Source organism: Streptomyces sp. SL06, assembly GCF_058244745.1.
In genome coordinates this window covers 4825649-4843105 of sequence record NZ_JBSYOT010000002.1, presented here as the reverse complement: position 1 = coordinate 4843105, position 17457 = coordinate 4825649, and the positions used below count along the sequence as shown (strand labels likewise).

Sequence of the window (17457 nt, the reverse complement as noted above, 5' to 3'; positions counted from 1 at the left end):
TCGGCTCGTCGGCGAGCGCCTCGGCCACCAGCCGAATCGCATCGCCGCTGGTCAGCCAGACTTCATGACCGTCAGTGGCAGCAGCTTCCTGCCCGTCGGACCGACCTGAATTTCCGTGTCCATGGCAGGGCACACCCCGCAGTCGAAGCACGGTGTCCAGCGGCAGTCCTCGACCTCTGTTTCGTCGAGGGCGTCCTGCCAGTCCTCCCAGAGCCATTCCTTGTCGAGGCCGGAGTCGAGGTGGTCCCAGGGGAGGACCTCCTCGTAGCCGCGTTCGCGGGTGGTGTACCAGTCGGCGTCGACGCCGAAGGGGGCCAGGGCCTTGTCGGCGCAGGCCATCCAGCGGTCGTAGGAGAAGTGCTCGCGCCAGCCGTCGAAGCGGCCCCCGTCGTCGTAGACGGCGCGGATGACGGCGCCGACGCGGCGGTCGCCGCGGGAGAGGAGGCCCTCGACGATGCCGGGCTTGCCGTCGTGGTAGCGGAAGCCGATGGAGCGGCCGTACTTCTTGTCGCCGCGGATCTTGTCGCGCAGCTTCTGCAGGCGGGTGTCCGTCTCCTGAGCGGAGAGCTGCGGCGCCCACTGGAAGGGGGTGTGGGGCTTGGGGACGAAGCCGCCGATCGAGACGGTGCAGCGGATGTCGCCCGAGCCGGAGACCTCGCGGCCCTTGGCGATGACCCGGGTGGCCATGTCGGCGATCTGGAGGACGTCGTCGTCGGTCTCGGTCGGCAGGCCGCACATGAAGTACAGCTTCACCTGGCGCCAGCCGTTGCCGTACGCGGTGGCGACGGTGCGGATCAGGTCCTCTTCCGAGACCATCTTGTTGATGACCTTGCGGATGCGCTCGGAGCCGCCCTCGGGGGCGAAGGTCAGGCCGGAGCGGCGGCCGTTGCGGGTCAGTTCGTTGGCGAGGTCGATGTTGAAGGCGTCCACGCGGGTGGAGGGGAGGGACAGGCCGATCTTGTCCTCCGTGTACCGGTCCGCGAGGCCCTTGGCGATGTCGCCGATCTCCGAGTGGTCGGCGGAGGAGAGGGAGAGCAGGCCGACCTCCTCGAAGCCCGTTGCCTTCAGGCCCTTCTCGACCATGTCGCCGATGCCGGTGATGGAGCGCTCGCGCACCGGGCGGGTGATCATGCCGGCCTGGCAGAAGCGGCAGCCGCGGGTGCAGCCGCGGAAGATCTCCACGGACATGCGCTCGTGGACGGTCTCGGCGAGCGGGACGAGGGGCTGCTTGGGGTAGGGCCACTCGTCGAGGTCCATCACGGTGTGCTTGGAGACGCGCCACGGCACGCCCGAGCGGTTGGGGACGACGCGGGCGATACGGCCGTCCGGGAGGTACTCGACGTTGTAGAAGCCGGGGACGTACACCCCGCCGGTCCTGGCCAGGCGCAGCAAAAGCTCCTCGCGGCCGCCGGGGCGGCCCTCGGCCTTCCAGGCGCGGACGATCGCGGTGATCTCCAGGACGGCCTGTTCGCCGTCGCCGATGACCGCGCAGTCGATGAAGTCGGCGATCGGCTCGGGGTTGAAGGCCGCGTGTCCGCCGGCCAGGACGACCGGGTCGTCGATGCCGCGGTCCTTGGACTCCAGCGGGATGCCGGCCAGGTCCAGGGCGGCCAGCATGTTGGTGTAGCCCAGCTCCGTGGAGAAGGAGAGGCCGAACACGTCGAAGGCGCCCACGGGGCGGTGGCTGTCGACGGTGAACTGCGGGACGGAGTGCTCCCGCATCAGCGCCTCCAGGTCCGGCCACACGCTGTAGGTGCGCTCGGCGAGGACGCCCTGCTGCTCGTTGAGGACCTCGTAGAGGATCATGACGCCCTGGTTGGGCAGGCCGACCTCGTAGGCGTCGGGGTACATCAGGGCCCAGCGCACGTCGCAGGACTGCCAGTCCTTGACCGTGGAGTTGAGTTCACCGCCGACGTACTGGATCGGCTTCTGCACGTGCGGGAGCAGAGCCTCGAGCTGCGGAAACACGGACTCGGCGGCCTGGGCGGCTTCGGCAGGCATCTCACGGGACCTTTGTGTGCTGACAGGGGGACCATCCAGCCTAACCCGGCGAGGGTGGTCCCCCGTACCGCCCGGACCTGCCCGCCCGGCCCCGCCCGGCCCCGGTCGGCGGCCCGCGCTCAGGCGGACATCGGTCTCTGCACCGTGATCGACTGGAGCAGCCCGACCGCCATCCACACGGCGAACATGGAGGTGCCGCCGTAGGAGACGAAGGGCAGGGGCAGGCCGGTGACGGGCATGATGCCGAGCGTCATGCCGATGTTCTCGAAGGTCTGGAAGGCGAACCACGCGACGATGCCGGCGACGACGATCGTCCCGTACAGGTCGGAGGTGTGGCGGGCGATCCGGCAGGCGCGCCACAGGACCACGCCGAGCAGGACGACGATGAGGCCCGCGCCGAGGAAGCCCAGTTCCTCGCCTGCGACCGTGAAGACGAAGTCGGTCTGCTGTTCCGGTACGAACTGGCCGGTGGTCTGCGAGCCGTGGAAGAGGCCGGAGCCGGTCAGGCCGCCGGAGCCGATGGCGATGCGGGCCTGGTTGGTGTTGTAGCCGACGCCCGCGGGGTCGAGCGCCGGGTTGGCGAAGGCGGCGAAGCGGTTGATCTGGTAGTCGTCGAGGATGCCGAGCTGCCAGACGGCGAGCGCGCCGAGGGTTCCGGCGCCGAGCAGGCCGAAGATCCAGCGGTTGCTGGCGCCGGAGGCGAGCAGCACGCCCAGCACGATGATGACCATGACCATGACCGATCCGAGGTCGGGCATGAGCATCACGATGAGCATCGGCACGGTGGCCAGGCCCAGTGCCTGGAGCACGGTCCGGTGGTCCGGGTGGGGCCGGTCCCCCGCGTCGACGCGGGCGGCGAGCAGCATCGCCATGCCCAGGATGATCGTGATCTTCACGAACTCCGAGGGCTGCAGGGAGAAGCCGCCGGGGAGCTTGATCCAGGAGTGGGCGCCGTTGATGGTCGAGCCGAGCGGTGTGAGCACCAGCAGGATCAGGAACACGGACGCGCCGTACAGGACCGGTACGGCGGTGCGCAGGGCGCGGTGGCCGAGCCAGACGACGGCGATCATCAGGGCGATGCCGATGCCGGTGTTGAGCAGGTGCCGGGTCAGGAAGTAGTACGGGTCGCCCTGGTTGAGTTCGGTGCGGTTGCGGGTGGCGGAGTAGACGAGCAGCGAGCCCATCAGGGAGAGCGCGAGGGCGGCCAGCAGTATCGGCCAGTCGAGGCGCCGGGCCAGCGAGTGGCGGGCGAGGAGCCTGGTCCAGCCGGCCTTCTCGGGGCCGTATCCGGAGACCTGGAAGCTGTTGGCCCCGGTCATGCGCGTGCCCTCCGGCTTCCGTTTCTGTTTCCGCTGCCGCGCCGGCCCGTGCCGCCGCGCCGTCGGCGCCGGCGAGTGTCACGGTTCGCCCCGTTCTGGTTGGGGGCCGTCGCCTCCTGGGGCTGTTCGTCGACGGCGGCGTACTCGTCCTCCGGGGAGGCCTTCTCGTCGGGCTGGAGGTCCTTGACGAAGTCCTTGGAGATCTTCGGTGCGGGGATGGTCCCGTCCGCCTTGATGGTCGGCAGCTTCGCCTGCGGCTGGGGCAGCAGTGCCTTCTTCTGGTCGATCTCGCCGCTGTCCGAGACGCCGTAGAGCGCGTCGTAGATGTTGCGGACGGCGGGGCCGGAGGCGCCGGAGCCCGTACCGCCCTGGGAGATCGTCATGACGATCGAGTAGTCCTTGGTGTACGTGGCGAACCACGAGGTGGTCTGCTTGCCGTGGACCTCGGCCGTACCGGTCTTGGCGTGCATCGGGATCTTCTCCTGCGGCCAGCCGACCTGCGCGAACCGCCAGGCGGCGGTGCCCCGGGTGGCGACGCCTGCGAGGGCCTCGTCCATCTTGGCCAGCGTGGCCTTGCTGAGCGGCAGCTTGCCGTGGGCCTCGGGCTTGATCTCGTTGACCTCCTTGCCGTCGGGGCTGACGACCGCCTTGCCGATGGTGGGGTCGTAGAGGGTGCCGCCGTTGGAGAGGGCCGCGTAGATGGTGGCCATCTGGATGGGGGTGACGAGGGTGTCGCCCTGGCCGATGGAGTAGTTGATGGAGTCACCGGCGCGCATCCTGTTGCCTTCGAGGCAGCCCTCGTAGGCGAGCTGCTCGACGTAGGAGCCGTTCTTCTTGCCGGTCTTGCACCAGGCGTCCTTGTTGGCCTCCCAGTACTTCTGCTTCCACTCGCGGTCCGGGACGCGGCCGGCGACCTCGTTGGGGAGGTCGATGCCGGTCTCCTTGCCGAGGCCGAACTGGTGGGCGGCCTTGTAGAAGTAGTCGTTGGGCTTCTTGGCGTTGGCGCCGCCGTCCTTCTTCCACTCGTCGTGCGCCAGGCGGTAGAAGACGGTGTCGCAGGAGAGTTCCAGGGCGCGGCCGATACTGATCGGGCCGTAGCTGGCGGACTCGAAGTTCTTGAAGACCTGGTTGCCGACGGAGTAGGAGCTGGAGCAGTCGTAGTTGCCGTCGAAGTCGTAGCCGGCTTCCACCGCGGCGGCCGAGGAGACCACCTTGAAGACCGAGCCGGGGGCCGCCTGGCCCTGGGTGGCGCGGTTGAGGAGCGGGTAGTTGGAGTCCTTGCCGGTGAGCTTCTTGTAGTCCTTGGCGGAGATTCCGCCGACCCAGGCGTTGGGGTCGTAGTCGGGGTTGGAGGCCATGGCGACGACGCGGCCGGTCTTGGCCTCCATGACGACGACGGCACCCGCGTCGGCCTCGTAGAGCCGGTTGGTGTTGCGGTCCATCTCCTTGCGGGCGGCCTTCATCGCCTCGTTCAGCTCGTACTCGGCGACCCGCTGGACGCGGGCGTCGATGCTGGTGACGAGGTTGGCGCCGGGGATACCGGGGGTGGACTCGGACTGGCCGATGACGCGGCCGAGGTTGTCGACCTCGTAGCGGGTGACGCCGGCCTTGCCGCGCAGTGCCTTGTCGTACTCGCGTTCCAGTCCTGAGCGGCCGACCTGGTCCGAGCGCAGGAAGGGCGAGTCGGTGTCCTGCGCCTTCTGGATCTCCTCGTCGGTGACCGGTGAGAGGTAGCCGAGGACCTGGGCGGTGTTGGACTTGCCGGGGGCGGTGTAGCGGCGTACGGCCATGGGTTCGGCGGTGATGCCGGGGAAGTCCTCGGCGCGCTCGCGGATCTGCAGGGCCTGCTTGGCGGTGGCCTCGTCGGTGACGGGGATCGGCTGGTAGGGCGAACCGTTCCAGCAGGGCTGCGGGGTCTTGGCGTCGCACAGCCGGACCTTGTCCATGACGTCCTGGGGCTTCATGCCGAGGACGCCGGCGAGCTTGGTGAGGACGGCCCTGCCGTCGTCCTTCATCTTCAGCAGGTCGGTGCGGGAGGCGGAGACGACGAGGCGGGTCTCGTTGTCGGCGAGGGGCACGCCGCGGGCGTCCAGGATCGAGCCGCGGGTGGCGGGCTGGACGACCTGCTGGACGTGGTTGCCGGAGGCTTCCTTGGCGTACTCGTCGCCCTGGCGGATCTGGAGGTACCAGAGCCGGCCGCCGAGGGTGGCGAGGAGGGAGAGCACGAGGATCTGGATGACGACGAGCCGGGTCTGGACGCGTGTGCTGCGGCCGGTCTCGGGGATGTTGGTCACTGCTGCTGTCTCCCCCTCTCAGTGTGTGTACGTGTCGGCGCGGTCGTACGGGTGGGCGTTCGTCGTCACAGCCGCTTGACCCCCTTGATGCGTCCGGCCCGAGCGACCCGCGCCCGTGCCGCCCTGACCCGCAGTCCGTTGCGCTGGCCGCCGATGCGCAGTCCGGTGCCCCCGGAGAGCCAGCCGGTGGAGAGGTCGGACTTCGGGGCGGCGGAGCCGGTGTCGGCCAGGGGGTCGTTCTCGGCGCGTCTGGCCAGGGCCATGATGCCGGGGACGACGAAGGGCGCGAGCAGCAGGTCGTAGAGGGCGGCGGTGAACACCAGGCTGGGCAGGCCGACATGGCGGGCGGCGGTGTCGCCGACGAGGGCGCCGACGCCGGCGTAGAGCAGGGTGGTGCCGATGGCGGCGGCGACGACCACGGCCATGGGTCCGGTGGCCGACCTGAGCCGGCCGTTGTCCGGTTTGGCGAGGCCGGCGAGGTAGCCGACGACGCAGAGCACCAGGGCGTAGCGGCCGGCGGCGTGGTCGGCGGGCGGGGCGAGGTCGGCGAGGAGTCCGGCGCCGAAGCCGACGAGGGCGCCGCCCACGTGGCCGTAGACCAGGGCGAGGCCGAGGACGGTGAGCAGCAGCAGGTCGGGGACGGCGCCGGGCAGGTGGAGGCGGGCGAGGACGCTGACCTGGATCACCAGGGCGACGACGACCAGGGCGACGGACAGCAGGATCCGGTTGACGCGCATGGGGTGAGAACTCCTACTGCTCGGTCTGCTCGTTCTGCTCTGCCTGGTCGTTCTGTCCGCTCCCGCCGTCCTGTGCCTGGCCGTCCTGGGCCTCGCCGCCCTGGGCCTCGCCGTCGACGGGTGCTCCGGCGGACGGGGTCACGGTCACCGTCACGGTGGGCGTGGGCTTCGGCTTCTGCCTGTCCGGGAGCACCGTGTCGCGCGGGTCCTTCTGCGGGGCCTGGACGACGACGCCGACGATGTCGAGCTTGGTGAAGCTGACGAACGGTGTGATGTCGAGGATGCGGGTGATGTCGCCGCCGTTGGGGTCGACGCGGGTGACGGTGCCGACGGGCACGCCCGGCACGAACGGCTTGTCGGCCTGGGAGCCGAAGGTGACCAGCCGGTCGCCCTTCTTGACGTCGGCCTTGCCGTTGAGGAGTTCGACGCGCAGGGGGCGGTTTCCCTGGCCGGAGGCGAAGCCGAGTTCGTCGCCGGCCTCCATCCGGGTGCCGACGCTGAAGTCCGGGTCGTTGGCGAGCAGCACGGTGGCGGTCCCCGGGCCGACGGTGGTCACGCGTCCCACGAGGCCGTCGCCGTTGAGGACGGTCATGTCGCGCTTGATGCCGTCGTTGGCGCCGGCGTCGATGGTGATGGTCCAGGAGAAGCCCTGGGCGGCTCCTATGGCGATGACCTGGGCGCCCTTGATTCCGTACTGTCCGGCGCCGGCCAGCCCGAGCATCTTGTCGAACTGCTTGAGCCTGCTGCGGCCGCGCTCGTCGCTGCCGAGCTTCGCCTTCAGGGCGGCGTTCTGCGTCTCCAGTGCGGCGAGGCGGTCGTGCCGGTCGCCGGAGTCGCGGATCGCGGAGACCGCGTTGCCGACCGGGTCGACCGCGGAGGACACCCCGCTCTCGATCGGACCGAAGACGGAGGCCGCGGCCTGCCGGGCACCGTCGACCGGTGAGTCCTCCCCACCGCGGATGTCCACCGTGATCAGCGCGAACGCGATGGCGATCAGCAGCACCAGGAGCAGCCGGCTCTCTTTCGTGTCCCTCACGTGCGGCGGCCGTGCCTTCCTCGTCGAATTCGGGAATTTCGGGAATTACGTGGCGGTGTTCGGGAATTCAGGTGATTCGGTACTTGAGGTACTTGAGGTACTTGAGGTACTTGAGGTACTTGAGGTACTGAAGCCTCTATATCAACGATCCGCCGCACGAGAGGAGATCGTCTCGTACGGCGGAACCGAAGTGTTACGTCATCTGCGGGGCGAGGAGTCCAGCACCTGCTGGAGCGCCTCGAACTCCTCGACGCACTTGCCGCTGCCGAGCGCCACGCTGTCCAGCGGGTCCTCGGCGATGTGGATCGGCATGCCGGTCTCCCGGCGCAGCCTTTCGTCGAGCCCGCGCAGCAGCGCGCCGCCGCCGGTCAGGACGATGCCCCGGTCCATGATGTCGCCGGACAGCTCCGGCGGGCACTTGTCGAGGGTCGTCTTGACGGCGTCGACGATCGCGTTGACCGGCTCCTCGATCGCCTTGCGTACTTCGGCGGCGGAGATGACGACGGTCTTGGGCAGCCCGGAGACGAGGTCCCGGCCGCGGATTTCGGTGTGCTCGTCGGAGTCGAGGTCGTACGCGGAACCGATCGTGATCTTGATCTGTTCGGCAGTGCGCTCACCCAGCAGAAGGCTGTACTCCTTCTTCACGTGCTGGATGATCGCGTTGTCCAGCTCGTCACCCGCGACGCGGATGGACTGGGCGGTGACGATGCCGCCGAGCGAGATGACCGCGACCTCCGTGGTGCCGCCGCCGATGTCCACCACCATGTTGCCCGTGGCCTCGTGGACCGGCAGGCCGGAGCCGATGGCCGCGGCCATGGGCTCCTCGATGATGTGCACCTGACGGGCGCCGGCCTGGGACGACGCCTCGATGACGGCGCGGCGCTCGACGCCGGTGATGCCCGAGGGCACACAGACGACGACCCGCGGACGAGCCAGATACCGCCGCTTGTGGATCTTCAGGATGAAGTAGCGGAGCATCCGCTCGGTGATCTCGAAGTCGGCGATCACGCCGTCCTTCAGCGGGCGCACGGCAACGATGTTGCCGGGCGTGCGCCCGATCATCTTCTTCGCTTCGGCGCCGACCGCGAGGATGCCACCGGTGTTGGTGTTGATCGCGACGACGGACGGCTCGTTGAGTACGATCCCGCGACCCCTGACGTACACCAGCGTGTTGGCGGTCCCGAGGTCGACAGCCATGTCACGGCCGATGAACGACATTGAGTTCCCCATCAGGATTCGACTGGCCTTCCCAGGAGCTTTTGAGGGCTTTTCAGGTTGGCGAAGTGGGTGCAGTGACGCGTGGAGGCTTCCATCGTAGACGCGCTTTCGCGAACACTGCGCGAGGGTCTTCGCCATTGTCAGCAGATGGCGCACCGCCTCGCTTGTGGAGACGGGCCAACGGAGGCATCCGTTCCCCCGATCAGGCGCGCATATGCCACAGGGCGGCCGCTTTTGCGCGACCGCCCGGCTCCGCCTCGGCCATTCGGGCTGACGGGCTGTCAGAAAAAAGGGCCGTCCGGCGTGTCCCGGAAAGGCTCAGACCCGGCCCGGGAAGAAGATCTTCAGCTCGCGCTCGGCGGACTCCTCGGAGTCGGAGGCATGGATCAGGTTCTCCCGGACGATCACACCGAAGTCCCCGCGGATGGAGCCGGGGGCGGCGGCGATCGGGTCGGTCGGACCGGCCAGCGCGCGCACGCCCTCGATGACCCGCTCGCCCTCGACGATCAGGGCGACCACCGGGCCGGACGCCATGAATTCGACCAGCGGCTCGTAGAAGGGCTTGCCCTTGTGCTCGCCGTAGTGCTGCTCCAGCGTCTCGGTGTCCAGGGTGCGCAGTTCCAGCGCGGTGATCTGCCAGCCGGCCTTGCGCTCGATACGGCTGATGATCTCGCCGGTCAGGCCACGACGGACGGCGTCGGGCTTGAGGAGGACGAGGCTGCGCTGGGTCACGAGGGGCTCCCTTGGAGATGTCCGGTTGTGCGGGTGATGACTGAGGTTACCGGGCGTGTCGCGGCGCCCGTCACTCAGCGTCAATCGGAGCCGGGCGGTGGTCAGGCGGCATCGGGCGCGGGAGCCTCGGCCCGCGCCGCGAATCTCGCCTTGGCCTCGTCGATCTTCCGCCCGTAGTGCACGGAGGCCCACCACAGGGCGGCGAAGAACGCCCCCAGGAAGAACATGGCCGGCACGGCGAAGCCGGAGGCGATCAGGGCGGTCTGCAGGGCCCAGCCGAAGGCGACGCCGCCGGGCCGGGTCACGAAGCCGCACAGCGCCACGCACAGGAACATCGCGATGCCGCTGACCGTCCACACCGTCCCCGTGGACAGGTCGGGGTCCTTCATGGCGACCAGTCCGGCGAAGCCGATGACGAAGACCTCGCCGATCAGAGTCGAAGCACAGAGCGTACGCACGGTTTCTCAGCCCCTCCCGAGGAGCAGTCGGGCCTCGCCGACGGTGATGACGGAGCCGGTGACGAGCACACCGCCGCCCGCGAACTCGCCGTCCTCCTCGGCCAGTGTGATCGCGGCCTCCAGGGCGTCCGGCAGCCGCGGCTCGACCTGGACGCGGTCCTCGCCGAACACCTCGACGGCGATGCCCGCCAGCTCGTCGGCGTCCATCGCGCGGTGGCTGGAGTTCTGGGTGACGACGACCTCGGCGAAGACCGGCTCGAAGGCCTCCAGGAGCCCTCGCACATTCTTGTCGCCGCTCGCGCCGACCACGCCGATGAGCCGGCTGAACTCGAAGGCCTCCCCGACCGCCTCGGCGGTGACCCGCGCGCCGGCCGGATTGTGCGCGGCGTCCAGCACCACGGTCGGCGAGCGCCGCACCACCTCCATCCGCCCCGGCGAGGCGACGGCGGCGAACGCCTTGCGCACGGTGTCGATGTCCAGCGACCGGGGGCGCTGCGCCCCGACGCCGAAGAACGCCTCGACGGCGGCGAGCGCGACGGCCGCGTTGTGCGCCTGGTGGGCGCCGTGCAGCGGCAGATAGACCTCGGTGTACTCGCCGCCGAGGCCGCGCAGGGTCACCAACTGCCCGCCGACGGCGATCTGCCGGGCGACGACGCCGAACTCCAGCCCCTCGCGGGCCACGGTGGCGTTCACGTCCACGGCCTTCTTCAGCAGCACCTGGGCCGCGTCCACCGGTTGCTGGGCCAGGATCACGGTGGCGTCCCGCTTGACGATGCCGGCCTTCTCGGCCGCGATCTCGCCGGGCGTCTCCCCGAGCCGGTCGGTGTGGTCCAGGTCGATGGGGGTGACGACGGCCACGTCCCCGTCGATGACGTTGGTGGCGTCCCAGGAGCCGCCCATCCCGACCTCCACGACGGCCACGTCGACGGGCGCGTCGGCGAAGGCGGCGTACGCCATGCCGGTGAGCACCTCGAAGAAGGACAGCCGGTACTCCTGGCGGTCGTCGATCATGCCGATGTACGGCTTGATGTCCTCGTACGTCTCGACGAAGCGCTCGGCGGAGATCGGCGCCCCGTCCAGGCTGATGCGCTCGGTGACGGACTGCACGTGCGGCGAGGTGTACCGGCCGGTGCGCAGGTCGAAGGCGCCGAGCAGGGCCTCGATCATGCGGGCGGTGGAGGTCTTGCCGTTCGTCCCCGTGATGTGGATGGAGGGGTACGAGCGCTGCGGCTCGCCCAGCACGTCCATCAGCGCGGCGATCCTGGCGACCGAGGGCTCCAGCTTGGTCTCGCCCCAGCGGGTCGCCAGCTCCGCCTCCACCTCGCGCAGGGCCGCGTCCACCTCCGGGTCCTCGGGGCGCGCGGGCACGTCGGCCTGCGAGGGGCCGCCCTGGGTGCGCAGGGTGCGGCTGCCGGCCTCGATGACGGCGAGATCGGGGTCGCGGGTGGTCTCCGCCTCCACGATCTCGTCGAAGGAGTCGAGGGGATCGAAGGGGTCGGGCCGGTCGTTGTGGCCGGGGTTGTCGCTCACGGGGACCAGTTTACGTATCCGTGAAAGGAGAGGTCCGGCGCGTCCACGTGGTGCACGCGCCGGACCCCGGCATCTCCGCGTCGGCGGAGAGCGGCTCTCGGTTACTGAGCCGGCAGCCTGGTGAGCTGACCCTCGATGCGGACGATGTCCTTCTCCGCCTTGGCCAGCCGGTCACGGATGCCGTCGATCACCTTGTCGGGCGCCTTGGCCAGGAACGCCTCGTTGCCGAGCTTGCCCTCGGCCTGCTGCCGCTCCTTCTGCGCCGCCGCCAAGTCCTTCGCCAGCCGCTTGCGCTCGGCGGCGAAGTCGATGACCCCGGAGAGGTCGAGGGCGACCTCGACGCCCGCGAGGGGCAGGGTGGCCGTGGCCGTGAAGGCGTCGCCCTCCGGCTGGAGCCGCAGCAGTTGGCGGACGGCCGCCTCGTGCGCCGCGAGCGCGGAGGCGGTCGGGGTCAGCCGGGCAGGCACCCGCTGGCCGGGCTGGAGGCCCTGGTCGGCGCGGAAGCGGCGGACCTCGGTGATGACGGACTGGAGCGTCTCGATCTCGCGCTCGGCGTCGGCGTCCCGGAAGCCCGAGTCGGCGGGCCAGTCGGCGATGACGACCGACTCGCCGCCGGTGAGGGTGGTCCACAGCGTCTCGGTGACGAAGGGGACGACCGGGTGCAGCAGCCGCAGCGTCACGTCGAGGACCTCGCCCAGGACGCGCTTGCTCACCTCGGCGGCCTCGCCGCCCGCCTGGAACGTCGTCTTGGACAGTTCGACGTACCAGTCGAAGACCTCGTCCCAGGCGAAGTGGAACAGGGCGTCGGACAGCTTCGCGAACTGGTAGTCCTCGTAGTACGCGTCGACCTCGGCGACGACGGAGTTCAGGCGGGAGAGGATCCAGCGGTCGGTCGGGGAGAGCCTCGACGCCTCGGGCAGCGGGCCGTCCACCGTCGCGCCGTTCATCAGGGCGAAGCGGGTGGCGTTCCAGATCTTGTTGGCGAAGTTGCGCGAGCCCTGGACCCAGTCCTCGCCGATCGGGACGTTGACGCCCGGGTTGGCGCCGCGCGCGAGGGTGAAGCGGAGCGCGTCGGAGCCGTACTTGTCCATCCAGTCCAGCGGGTTGACGACGTTCCCGAAGGACTTGGACATCTTCTTGCCGTTCTGGTCACGGACCATGCCGTGCAGGGCGATGGTGTGGAACGGCGGGGTGCCGTCCATCGCGTACAGGCCGAACATCATCATCCGGGCGACCCAGAAGAAGAGGATGTCGTAGCCGGTGACGAGGACGGAGTTCGGGTAGAACTTCGCGAGCGAGTCGGTCTGTTCGGGCCAGCCGAGGGTGGAGAAGGGCCACAGGCCGGAGGAGAACCAGGTGTCCAGGACGTCGGAGTCCTGGTACCAGCCCGCGCCGACCGGCGGCTCCTCGTCGGGGCCGACGCAGACGACCTCGCCCTCGGGGCCGTACCAGACGGGGATGCGGTGGCCCCACCAGAGCTGGCGCGAGATGCACCAGTCGTGGAGGTTGTCGACCCAGTCGAAGTACCGCTTCTCCATCTCCTGCGGGTGGATCGTGACCCTGCCGTCGCGGACCGCGTCACCGGCGGCCTTCGCCAGCGGGCCGACCTTGACCCACCACTGCATGGACAGCCGCGGCTCGACGGTGGTCTTGCAGCGCGAGCAGTGGCCGACGGAGTGGACGTAGGGCCGCTTCTCGGCGACGATCCGGCCCTCGGCGCGCAGCGCGGCGACGATGGCCGAGCGGGCCTCGAGGCGGTCCAGGCCCTGGAAGGGGCCGTGGGCGGTGATGACCGCGTGCTCGTCCATGATCGCGAGGGCGGGCAGGTCGTGGCGCCGGCCGATCTCGAAGTCGTTCGGGTCATGGGCGGGCGTCACCTTGACGGCGCCGGTGCCGAACTCGGGGTCGACGTGCTCGTCGGCGACGACCGGGATGGAGCGGTCGGTGAGCGGCAGCCTGACGAGCTTGCCGATCAGGTGCTTGTAGCGCTCGTCCCCGGGGTGGACGGCGACGGCGGTGTCGCCGAGCATGGTCTCCGCGCGGGTGGTGGCGACGACGATGGTGTCGTCCCCGTCCCCGTACTTCATGGAGACCAGCTCGCCGTCGTCGTCCTGGTACTCGACCTCGATGTCGGAGATCGCGGTCAGACAGCGGGGGCACCAGTTGATGATGCGCTCGGCGCGGTAGATCAGCTCGTCGTCGTAGAGCCGCTTGAAGATGGTCTGGACGGCCTGGGAGAGGCCCTCGTCCATCGTGAAGCGCTCACGGGACCAGGCGACGCCGTCGCCGAGGCGGCGCATCTGCCCGCCGATCTGTCCGCCGGACTCGGCCTTCCACCGCCAGACGCGCTCGACGAAGGCGTCCCGGCCGAGGTCGTGCCGGGACTTGCCCTCCTTGGCCAGCTCGCGCTCGACGACGTTCTGCGTGGCGATGCCGGCGTGGTCCATGCCGGGCTGCCACAGCGTCTCGTAGCCCTGCATGCGCTTGCGGCGGGTCAGGGCGTCGATGAGCGTGTGCTCGAAGGCGTGCCCGAGGTGCAGACTGCCCGTGACGTTCGGCGGCGGGATGACGACGGTGTACGGCGGCTTGTCGCTGTCCGCGTCCGCCTCGAAGTAACCCCGTTCCACCCAGCGCTCGTACAGCTTCCCCTCTACCTCGGCCGGCGCGTACTGGGTCGGCAGTTCGGTGGTGGGTGCTGGCTGCGGCTGCTGAGAGTTCTCGGTCACGGGGGTCAGTTTAAGGGCGTCACAGCCCTGTCCCGAAACGCGTTTCCTTTGTAACGGTGCGGCCCCCGGTGACCTGCTTGGGTGAGGTCTGGGTCAGGATGTCAGCACCACGTAAGCATCTGGAGGGGAACCCAGTAATGAGTCACAACCAGCCGGGCCCGTACGGCGGGCAGCCCCAGCAGCCCGGACCGTACGGCCAGCCGGGACCGTACGGCCAGCAGCCGCCGCAGGCCCCCCAGCCCGGCTACGGCTACCCCCAGCAGACGCCCCCGCCGCAGCCGGGCTACGGCTACCCTCAGCAGCCCCCGCAGGGCGGCGTCCCGCCACAGCAGCCCCCCTACGGCCAGCAGCCGCCGTACGGCCAGCCGCCCCAGGGCCAGGCCCCCTACGGCGCGCCGCAGCCCCCGGCCCCGGGCGGCGGCAAGAAGAAGACCGGTCTGATCATCGCCGCGGTGGCCGTCGTGGCGGCGATCGGCGTGGGTGTGTACTTCGTGGTGGGCGGCAGCGGGGGCGGCGGCTCGGACATCGCCGACGACGGCCCGCACAAGCTCACGACTCCGGCGACGGTGCTCAGCGAGTACCAGAAGGACAAGAGCGAGAGCGGCACCATGGACTCGGGCGACATGAAGGACGCCGAGGAGTGGGGCGTGAAGGACGCCAAGGACGTGAGCGCCTCCTACACGGCGAAGAACGAGGAGAACCCGCTGGCCTCCAAGCAGATCATGTTCGGCGGCGTCTACGGCACGATCGACGACCCGGAGAAGACCGTCGACGCGATGTTCGCGCACATGAAGCAGGAGAGCCAGAAGGGCGACGGCGACCAGAACGTGTCCCTGGTCGGGGAGCCGCAGGAGTACAAGCCCGACTCCCTCGACGGCGCCGTCATCAAGTGCCAGGCGGCCAAGGTCGACAACTCCGACGGCGGTGAGAACGAGCCGAAGTCGATGACCATGACGTACTGCGTCTGGGGCGACCACAGCACGCTCGGCTTCACCATGCCGATGAGTTACCTGGACATCGCGGCCGGCAAGCAGTCCGACCCGGCGGAGGCGGCCGAGACCACCGCCAAGCTCCGCAAGGAAGTCCGCGTCAAGGCCTGACGCCTACGACGACACACAACGCGGAGGGGCCCGGTCGAAAGACCGGGCCCCTCCGCGTTGTACGGGTTGTACGGGTTGTACGGGGGTGGCGGCTACGCCGTCTTCTGCTCGCCCGAGCCGCGGCCGCGCGAATCCCGCGGGATCAGCGTCGGGTTGACGTTGGAGAGGACCACGTCGGCGGAGACGACGACGCGGGCGACGTCCTTGCGGGAGGGCACCTCGTACATGACGCCCTGGAGGACTTCCTCCATGATGGCGCGCAGGCCGCGGGCGCCGGTCTGGCGCAGGATGGCCTGGTCGGCGATGGCCTCCAGCGCCTCGCGCTCGAAGTCCAGCTCGACGCCGTCGAGTTCGAAGAGGCGCTCGTACTGCTTGACGAGCGCGTTGCGGGGCTCGACCAGGATCTGGAGGAGGGCCTCGCGGTCGAGGTTGTGGACCGAGGTGATGACCGGCAGCCGGCCGATGAACTCGGGGATCATGCCGAACTTGACCAGGTCCTCCGGCATGACCTGCTCGAACTGGTCCTTGGACTCGATATCCCGCTTGGAGCGGATCTGGGCGCCGAAACCGATGCCCTTGGCGCCGGCCCGGCCCTCGATGATCTTCTCCAGGCCCGCGAAGGCGCCGCCCACGATGAACAGCACGTTCGTCGTGTCGATCTGGATGAACTCCTGGTGCGGGTGCTTGCGGCCGCCCTGCGGCGGGACCGAGGCCGTGGTGCCCTCAAGGATCTTCAGCAGGGCCTGCTGGACGCCCTCGCCGCTGACGTCCCGGGTGATCGACGGGTTCTCGCTCTTGCGCGCGACCTTGTCGATCTCGTCGATGTAGATGATCCCGGTCTCGGCCTTCTTGACGTTGTAGTCCGCCGCCTGGATCAGCTTGAGCAGGATGTTCTCGACGTCCTCGCCGACATACCCGGCCTCGGTGAGCGCCGTCGCGTCGGCGATCGCGAAGGGGACGTTCAGCATCCGGGCCAGGGTCTGCGCGAGGAGGGTCTTGCCGGAGCCGGTGGGGCCCAGCAGCAGGATGTTGGACTTCGCCAACTCGATGGCGTCCTCGCGGCCTTGGGCGCCGCCGTTCTCACCGGCCTGGACCCGTTTGTAGTGGTTGTACACCGCCACGGAGAGGGCCTTCTTGGCCGCCTCCTGGCCGACCACGTAGCCCTCGAGGAACTCGTAGATCTCGCGGGGCTTCGGGAGTTCCTCCCAGCGCACCTCGCTGGTCTCGGCGAGTTCTTCCTCGATGATCTCGTTGCAGAGGTCGATGCACTCGTCGCAGATGTACACACCGGGCCCTGCGATGAGCTTCTTGACCTGCTTCTGGCTCTTTCCGCAGAACGAGCACTTGAGCAGATCGCCGCCGTCACCGATGCGTGCCACGGTGTGCTTCCCCTTCGCCTGGGAGACTCCTGGACGTTGACATGGCGTCAACGTCCAGCGGACTCCTGGTGCTGCCTTATGTCCGACGGTACCTTGCCCGGCCCCCCGTCCGGGCCCCCCTTGGCACGGTTCGCCTTGACGTGAACCGCGTCAAACCGTGCCAAGGAGCGGCAGACGATACAGCCTCCCGCCTCAGCGGAGGGAGGAGTTGTCCATCTTCCGGGTGGTGATGATCTGGTCGATCAGGCCGTAGCTCAGCGCGTCCTCGGCCGTGAGGATCTTGTCGCGCTCGATGTCCTCGCGGATCTTCTCGACCGGCGTGGTGGAGTGCTTGGCCAGCATGTCCTCCAGCTGCGAGCGCATCCGGAGGATCTCGTTGGCGGCGATCTCCAGGTCGGAGACCTGGCCGCGGCCGGTCTCGCTGTACGGCTGGTGGATCAGGATGCGGGCGTTCGGCAGCGCCATGCGCTTGCCGGACGTGCCGGCGGCCAGCAGCACGGCCGCGGCGGAGGCCGCCTGGCCCATGCAGACCGTCTGGATGTCCGGCTTCACGTACTGCATCGTGTCGTAGATGGCCGTGAGGGCCGTGAAGGAGCCGCCGGGGCTGTTGATGTAGACCGAGATGTCCCGGTCGGGGTCCATCGACTCCAGGCACAGCAACTGGGCCATGACGTTGTTGGCGGAGGCGTCGTCGATCTGGACGCCGAGGAAGATCACGCGCTCCTCGAAGAGCTTCGCGTACGGGTCGTACTCGCGCACGCCCTGCGAGGTGCGCTCGACGAAGCGCGGGATCACGTAGCGGGACTCGGCGGAGGGGCCGGTGTACTCGGCACGCGCGCGGTCGTACAGGCCGCTGCCGGGGAAGTCGTTCACAGTGTCTCCTGGAAAGGGGCTGAGGCGGTCGCTCGGGGCTGGCAGGGGCGCGCT

At 69.3% G+C, this 17457-nt stretch carries 13 protein-coding genes; 1 reads left to right on the top strand and 12 read right to left on the bottom strand.

Annotation, left to right across the window (positions count from 1 at the left end):
- Positions 1-51: 51 nt before the first annotated feature.
- The 10 genes from AC4IHM_RS22140 to AC4IHM_RS22095 all read right to left on the bottom strand — a co-directional run bounded on the left by AC4IHM_RS22140 (position 52) and on the right by AC4IHM_RS22095 (position 14051).
- Positions 52-2001: a TIGR03960 family B12-binding radical SAM protein gene (locus AC4IHM_RS22140; protein ID WP_490868749.1), complete on the bottom strand. Its 1950-nt coding sequence runs from the start codon at positions 1999-2001 to the stop codon at positions 52-54.
- Positions 2002-2120: 119 nt separating this feature from the next.
- A complete protein-coding gene (rodA, locus tag AC4IHM_RS22135; protein ID WP_490868748.1) occupies positions 2121-3320 on the bottom strand; it encodes a rod shape-determining protein RodA in 1200 nt (399 codons plus the stop codon).
- The gene (mrdA, locus tag AC4IHM_RS22130; RefSeq protein ID WP_490868747.1) at positions 3317-5614 is read right to left on the bottom strand and encodes a penicillin-binding protein 2; all 2298 of its coding nucleotides are present in this window, start codon (positions 5612-5614) and stop codon (positions 3317-3319) included. Before mrdA ends, rodA begins: the two co-directional genes overlap by 4 nt.
- A gap of 65 nt (positions 5615-5679) precedes the next feature.
- Complete coding sequence (gene mreD / locus AC4IHM_RS22125) at positions 5680-6351, bottom strand: rod shape-determining protein MreD (protein ID WP_490868746.1); 672 nt, start codon at positions 6349-6351, stop codon at positions 5680-5682.
- A 13-nt stretch (positions 6352-6364) separates the two neighbouring features.
- On the bottom strand, positions 6365-7387 hold the full coding sequence (gene mreC / locus AC4IHM_RS22120; RefSeq protein WP_490868745.1) for a rod shape-determining protein MreC: 1023 nt from the start codon (positions 7385-7387) through the stop codon (positions 6365-6367).
- A 198-nt stretch (positions 7388-7585) separates the two neighbouring features.
- Positions 7586-8605 (bottom strand): rod shape-determining protein, encoded by a 1020-nt coding sequence (locus AC4IHM_RS22115; protein WP_490868744.1) that lies wholly within the window; start codon positions 8603-8605, stop codon positions 7586-7588.
- Between the two features lie 318 nt (positions 8606-8923).
- Positions 8924-9337, bottom strand: a complete 414-nt coding sequence (gene ndk, locus AC4IHM_RS22110; protein ID WP_490868743.1) for a nucleoside-diphosphate kinase — start codon at positions 9335-9337, stop codon at positions 8924-8926.
- A 101-nt stretch (positions 9338-9438) separates the two neighbouring features.
- The gene (locus tag AC4IHM_RS22105) at positions 9439-9795 is read right to left on the bottom strand and encodes a DUF4233 domain-containing protein (protein WP_490868742.1); all 357 of its coding nucleotides are present in this window, start codon (positions 9793-9795) and stop codon (positions 9439-9441) included.
- A 6-nt stretch (positions 9796-9801) separates the two neighbouring features.
- Positions 9802-11325: a bifunctional tetrahydrofolate synthase/dihydrofolate synthase gene (gene folC / locus AC4IHM_RS22100; protein ID WP_490868741.1), complete on the bottom strand. Its 1524-nt coding sequence runs from the start codon at positions 11323-11325 to the stop codon at positions 9802-9804.
- Positions 11326-11426: 101 nt separating this feature from the next.
- A complete protein-coding gene (locus tag AC4IHM_RS22095) occupies positions 11427-14051 on the bottom strand; it encodes a valine--tRNA ligase (RefSeq protein ID WP_490868740.1) in 2625 nt (874 codons plus the stop codon).
- Positions 14052-14188: 137 nt separating this feature from the next.
- On the opposite strand from AC4IHM_RS22095, the gene AC4IHM_RS22090 reads away from it, so the two are divergent.
- Positions 14189-15151 (top strand): hypothetical protein, encoded by a 963-nt coding sequence (locus tag AC4IHM_RS22090; RefSeq protein ID WP_490868739.1) that lies wholly within the window; start codon positions 14189-14191, stop codon positions 15149-15151.
- Between the two features lie 92 nt (positions 15152-15243).
- On the opposite strand, the gene clpX is transcribed toward AC4IHM_RS22090, so the two are convergent.
- Together clpX and AC4IHM_RS22080 are read right to left on the bottom strand one after the other, a co-directional pair.
- A complete protein-coding gene (clpX, locus tag AC4IHM_RS22085; protein ID WP_490868738.1) occupies positions 15244-16530 on the bottom strand; it encodes an ATP-dependent Clp protease ATP-binding subunit ClpX in 1287 nt (428 codons plus the stop codon).
- A gap of 192 nt (positions 16531-16722) precedes the next feature.
- On the bottom strand, positions 16723-17403 hold the full coding sequence (locus AC4IHM_RS22080; protein WP_490868737.1) for an ATP-dependent Clp protease proteolytic subunit: 681 nt from the start codon (positions 17401-17403) through the stop codon (positions 16723-16725).
- Between the last annotated feature and the right edge of the window lie 54 nt (positions 17404-17457).

Bases quoted from the DNA above. Each gene is read 5' to 3' on its own strand.
- AC4IHM_RS22140 (WP_490868749.1), bottom strand. From the start codon at position 2,001: ATGCCTGCCGAAGCCGCCCAGGCCGCCGAGTCCGTGTTTCCGCAGCTC.
- rodA (WP_490868748.1), bottom strand. From the start codon at position 3,320: ATGACCGGGGCCAACAGCTTCCAGGTCTCCGGATACGGCCCCGAGAAG.
- mreD (WP_490868746.1), bottom strand. From the start codon at position 6,351: ATGCGCGTCAACCGGATCCTGCTGTCCGTCGCCCTGGTCGTCGTCGCC.
- AC4IHM_RS22115 (WP_490868744.1), bottom strand. From the start codon at position 8,605: ATGTCGTTCATCGGCCGTGACATGGCTGTCGACCTCGGGACCGCCAAC.
- AC4IHM_RS22090 (WP_490868739.1), top strand. From the start codon at position 14,189: ATGAGTCACAACCAGCCGGGCCCGTACGGCGGGCAGCCCCAGCAGCCC.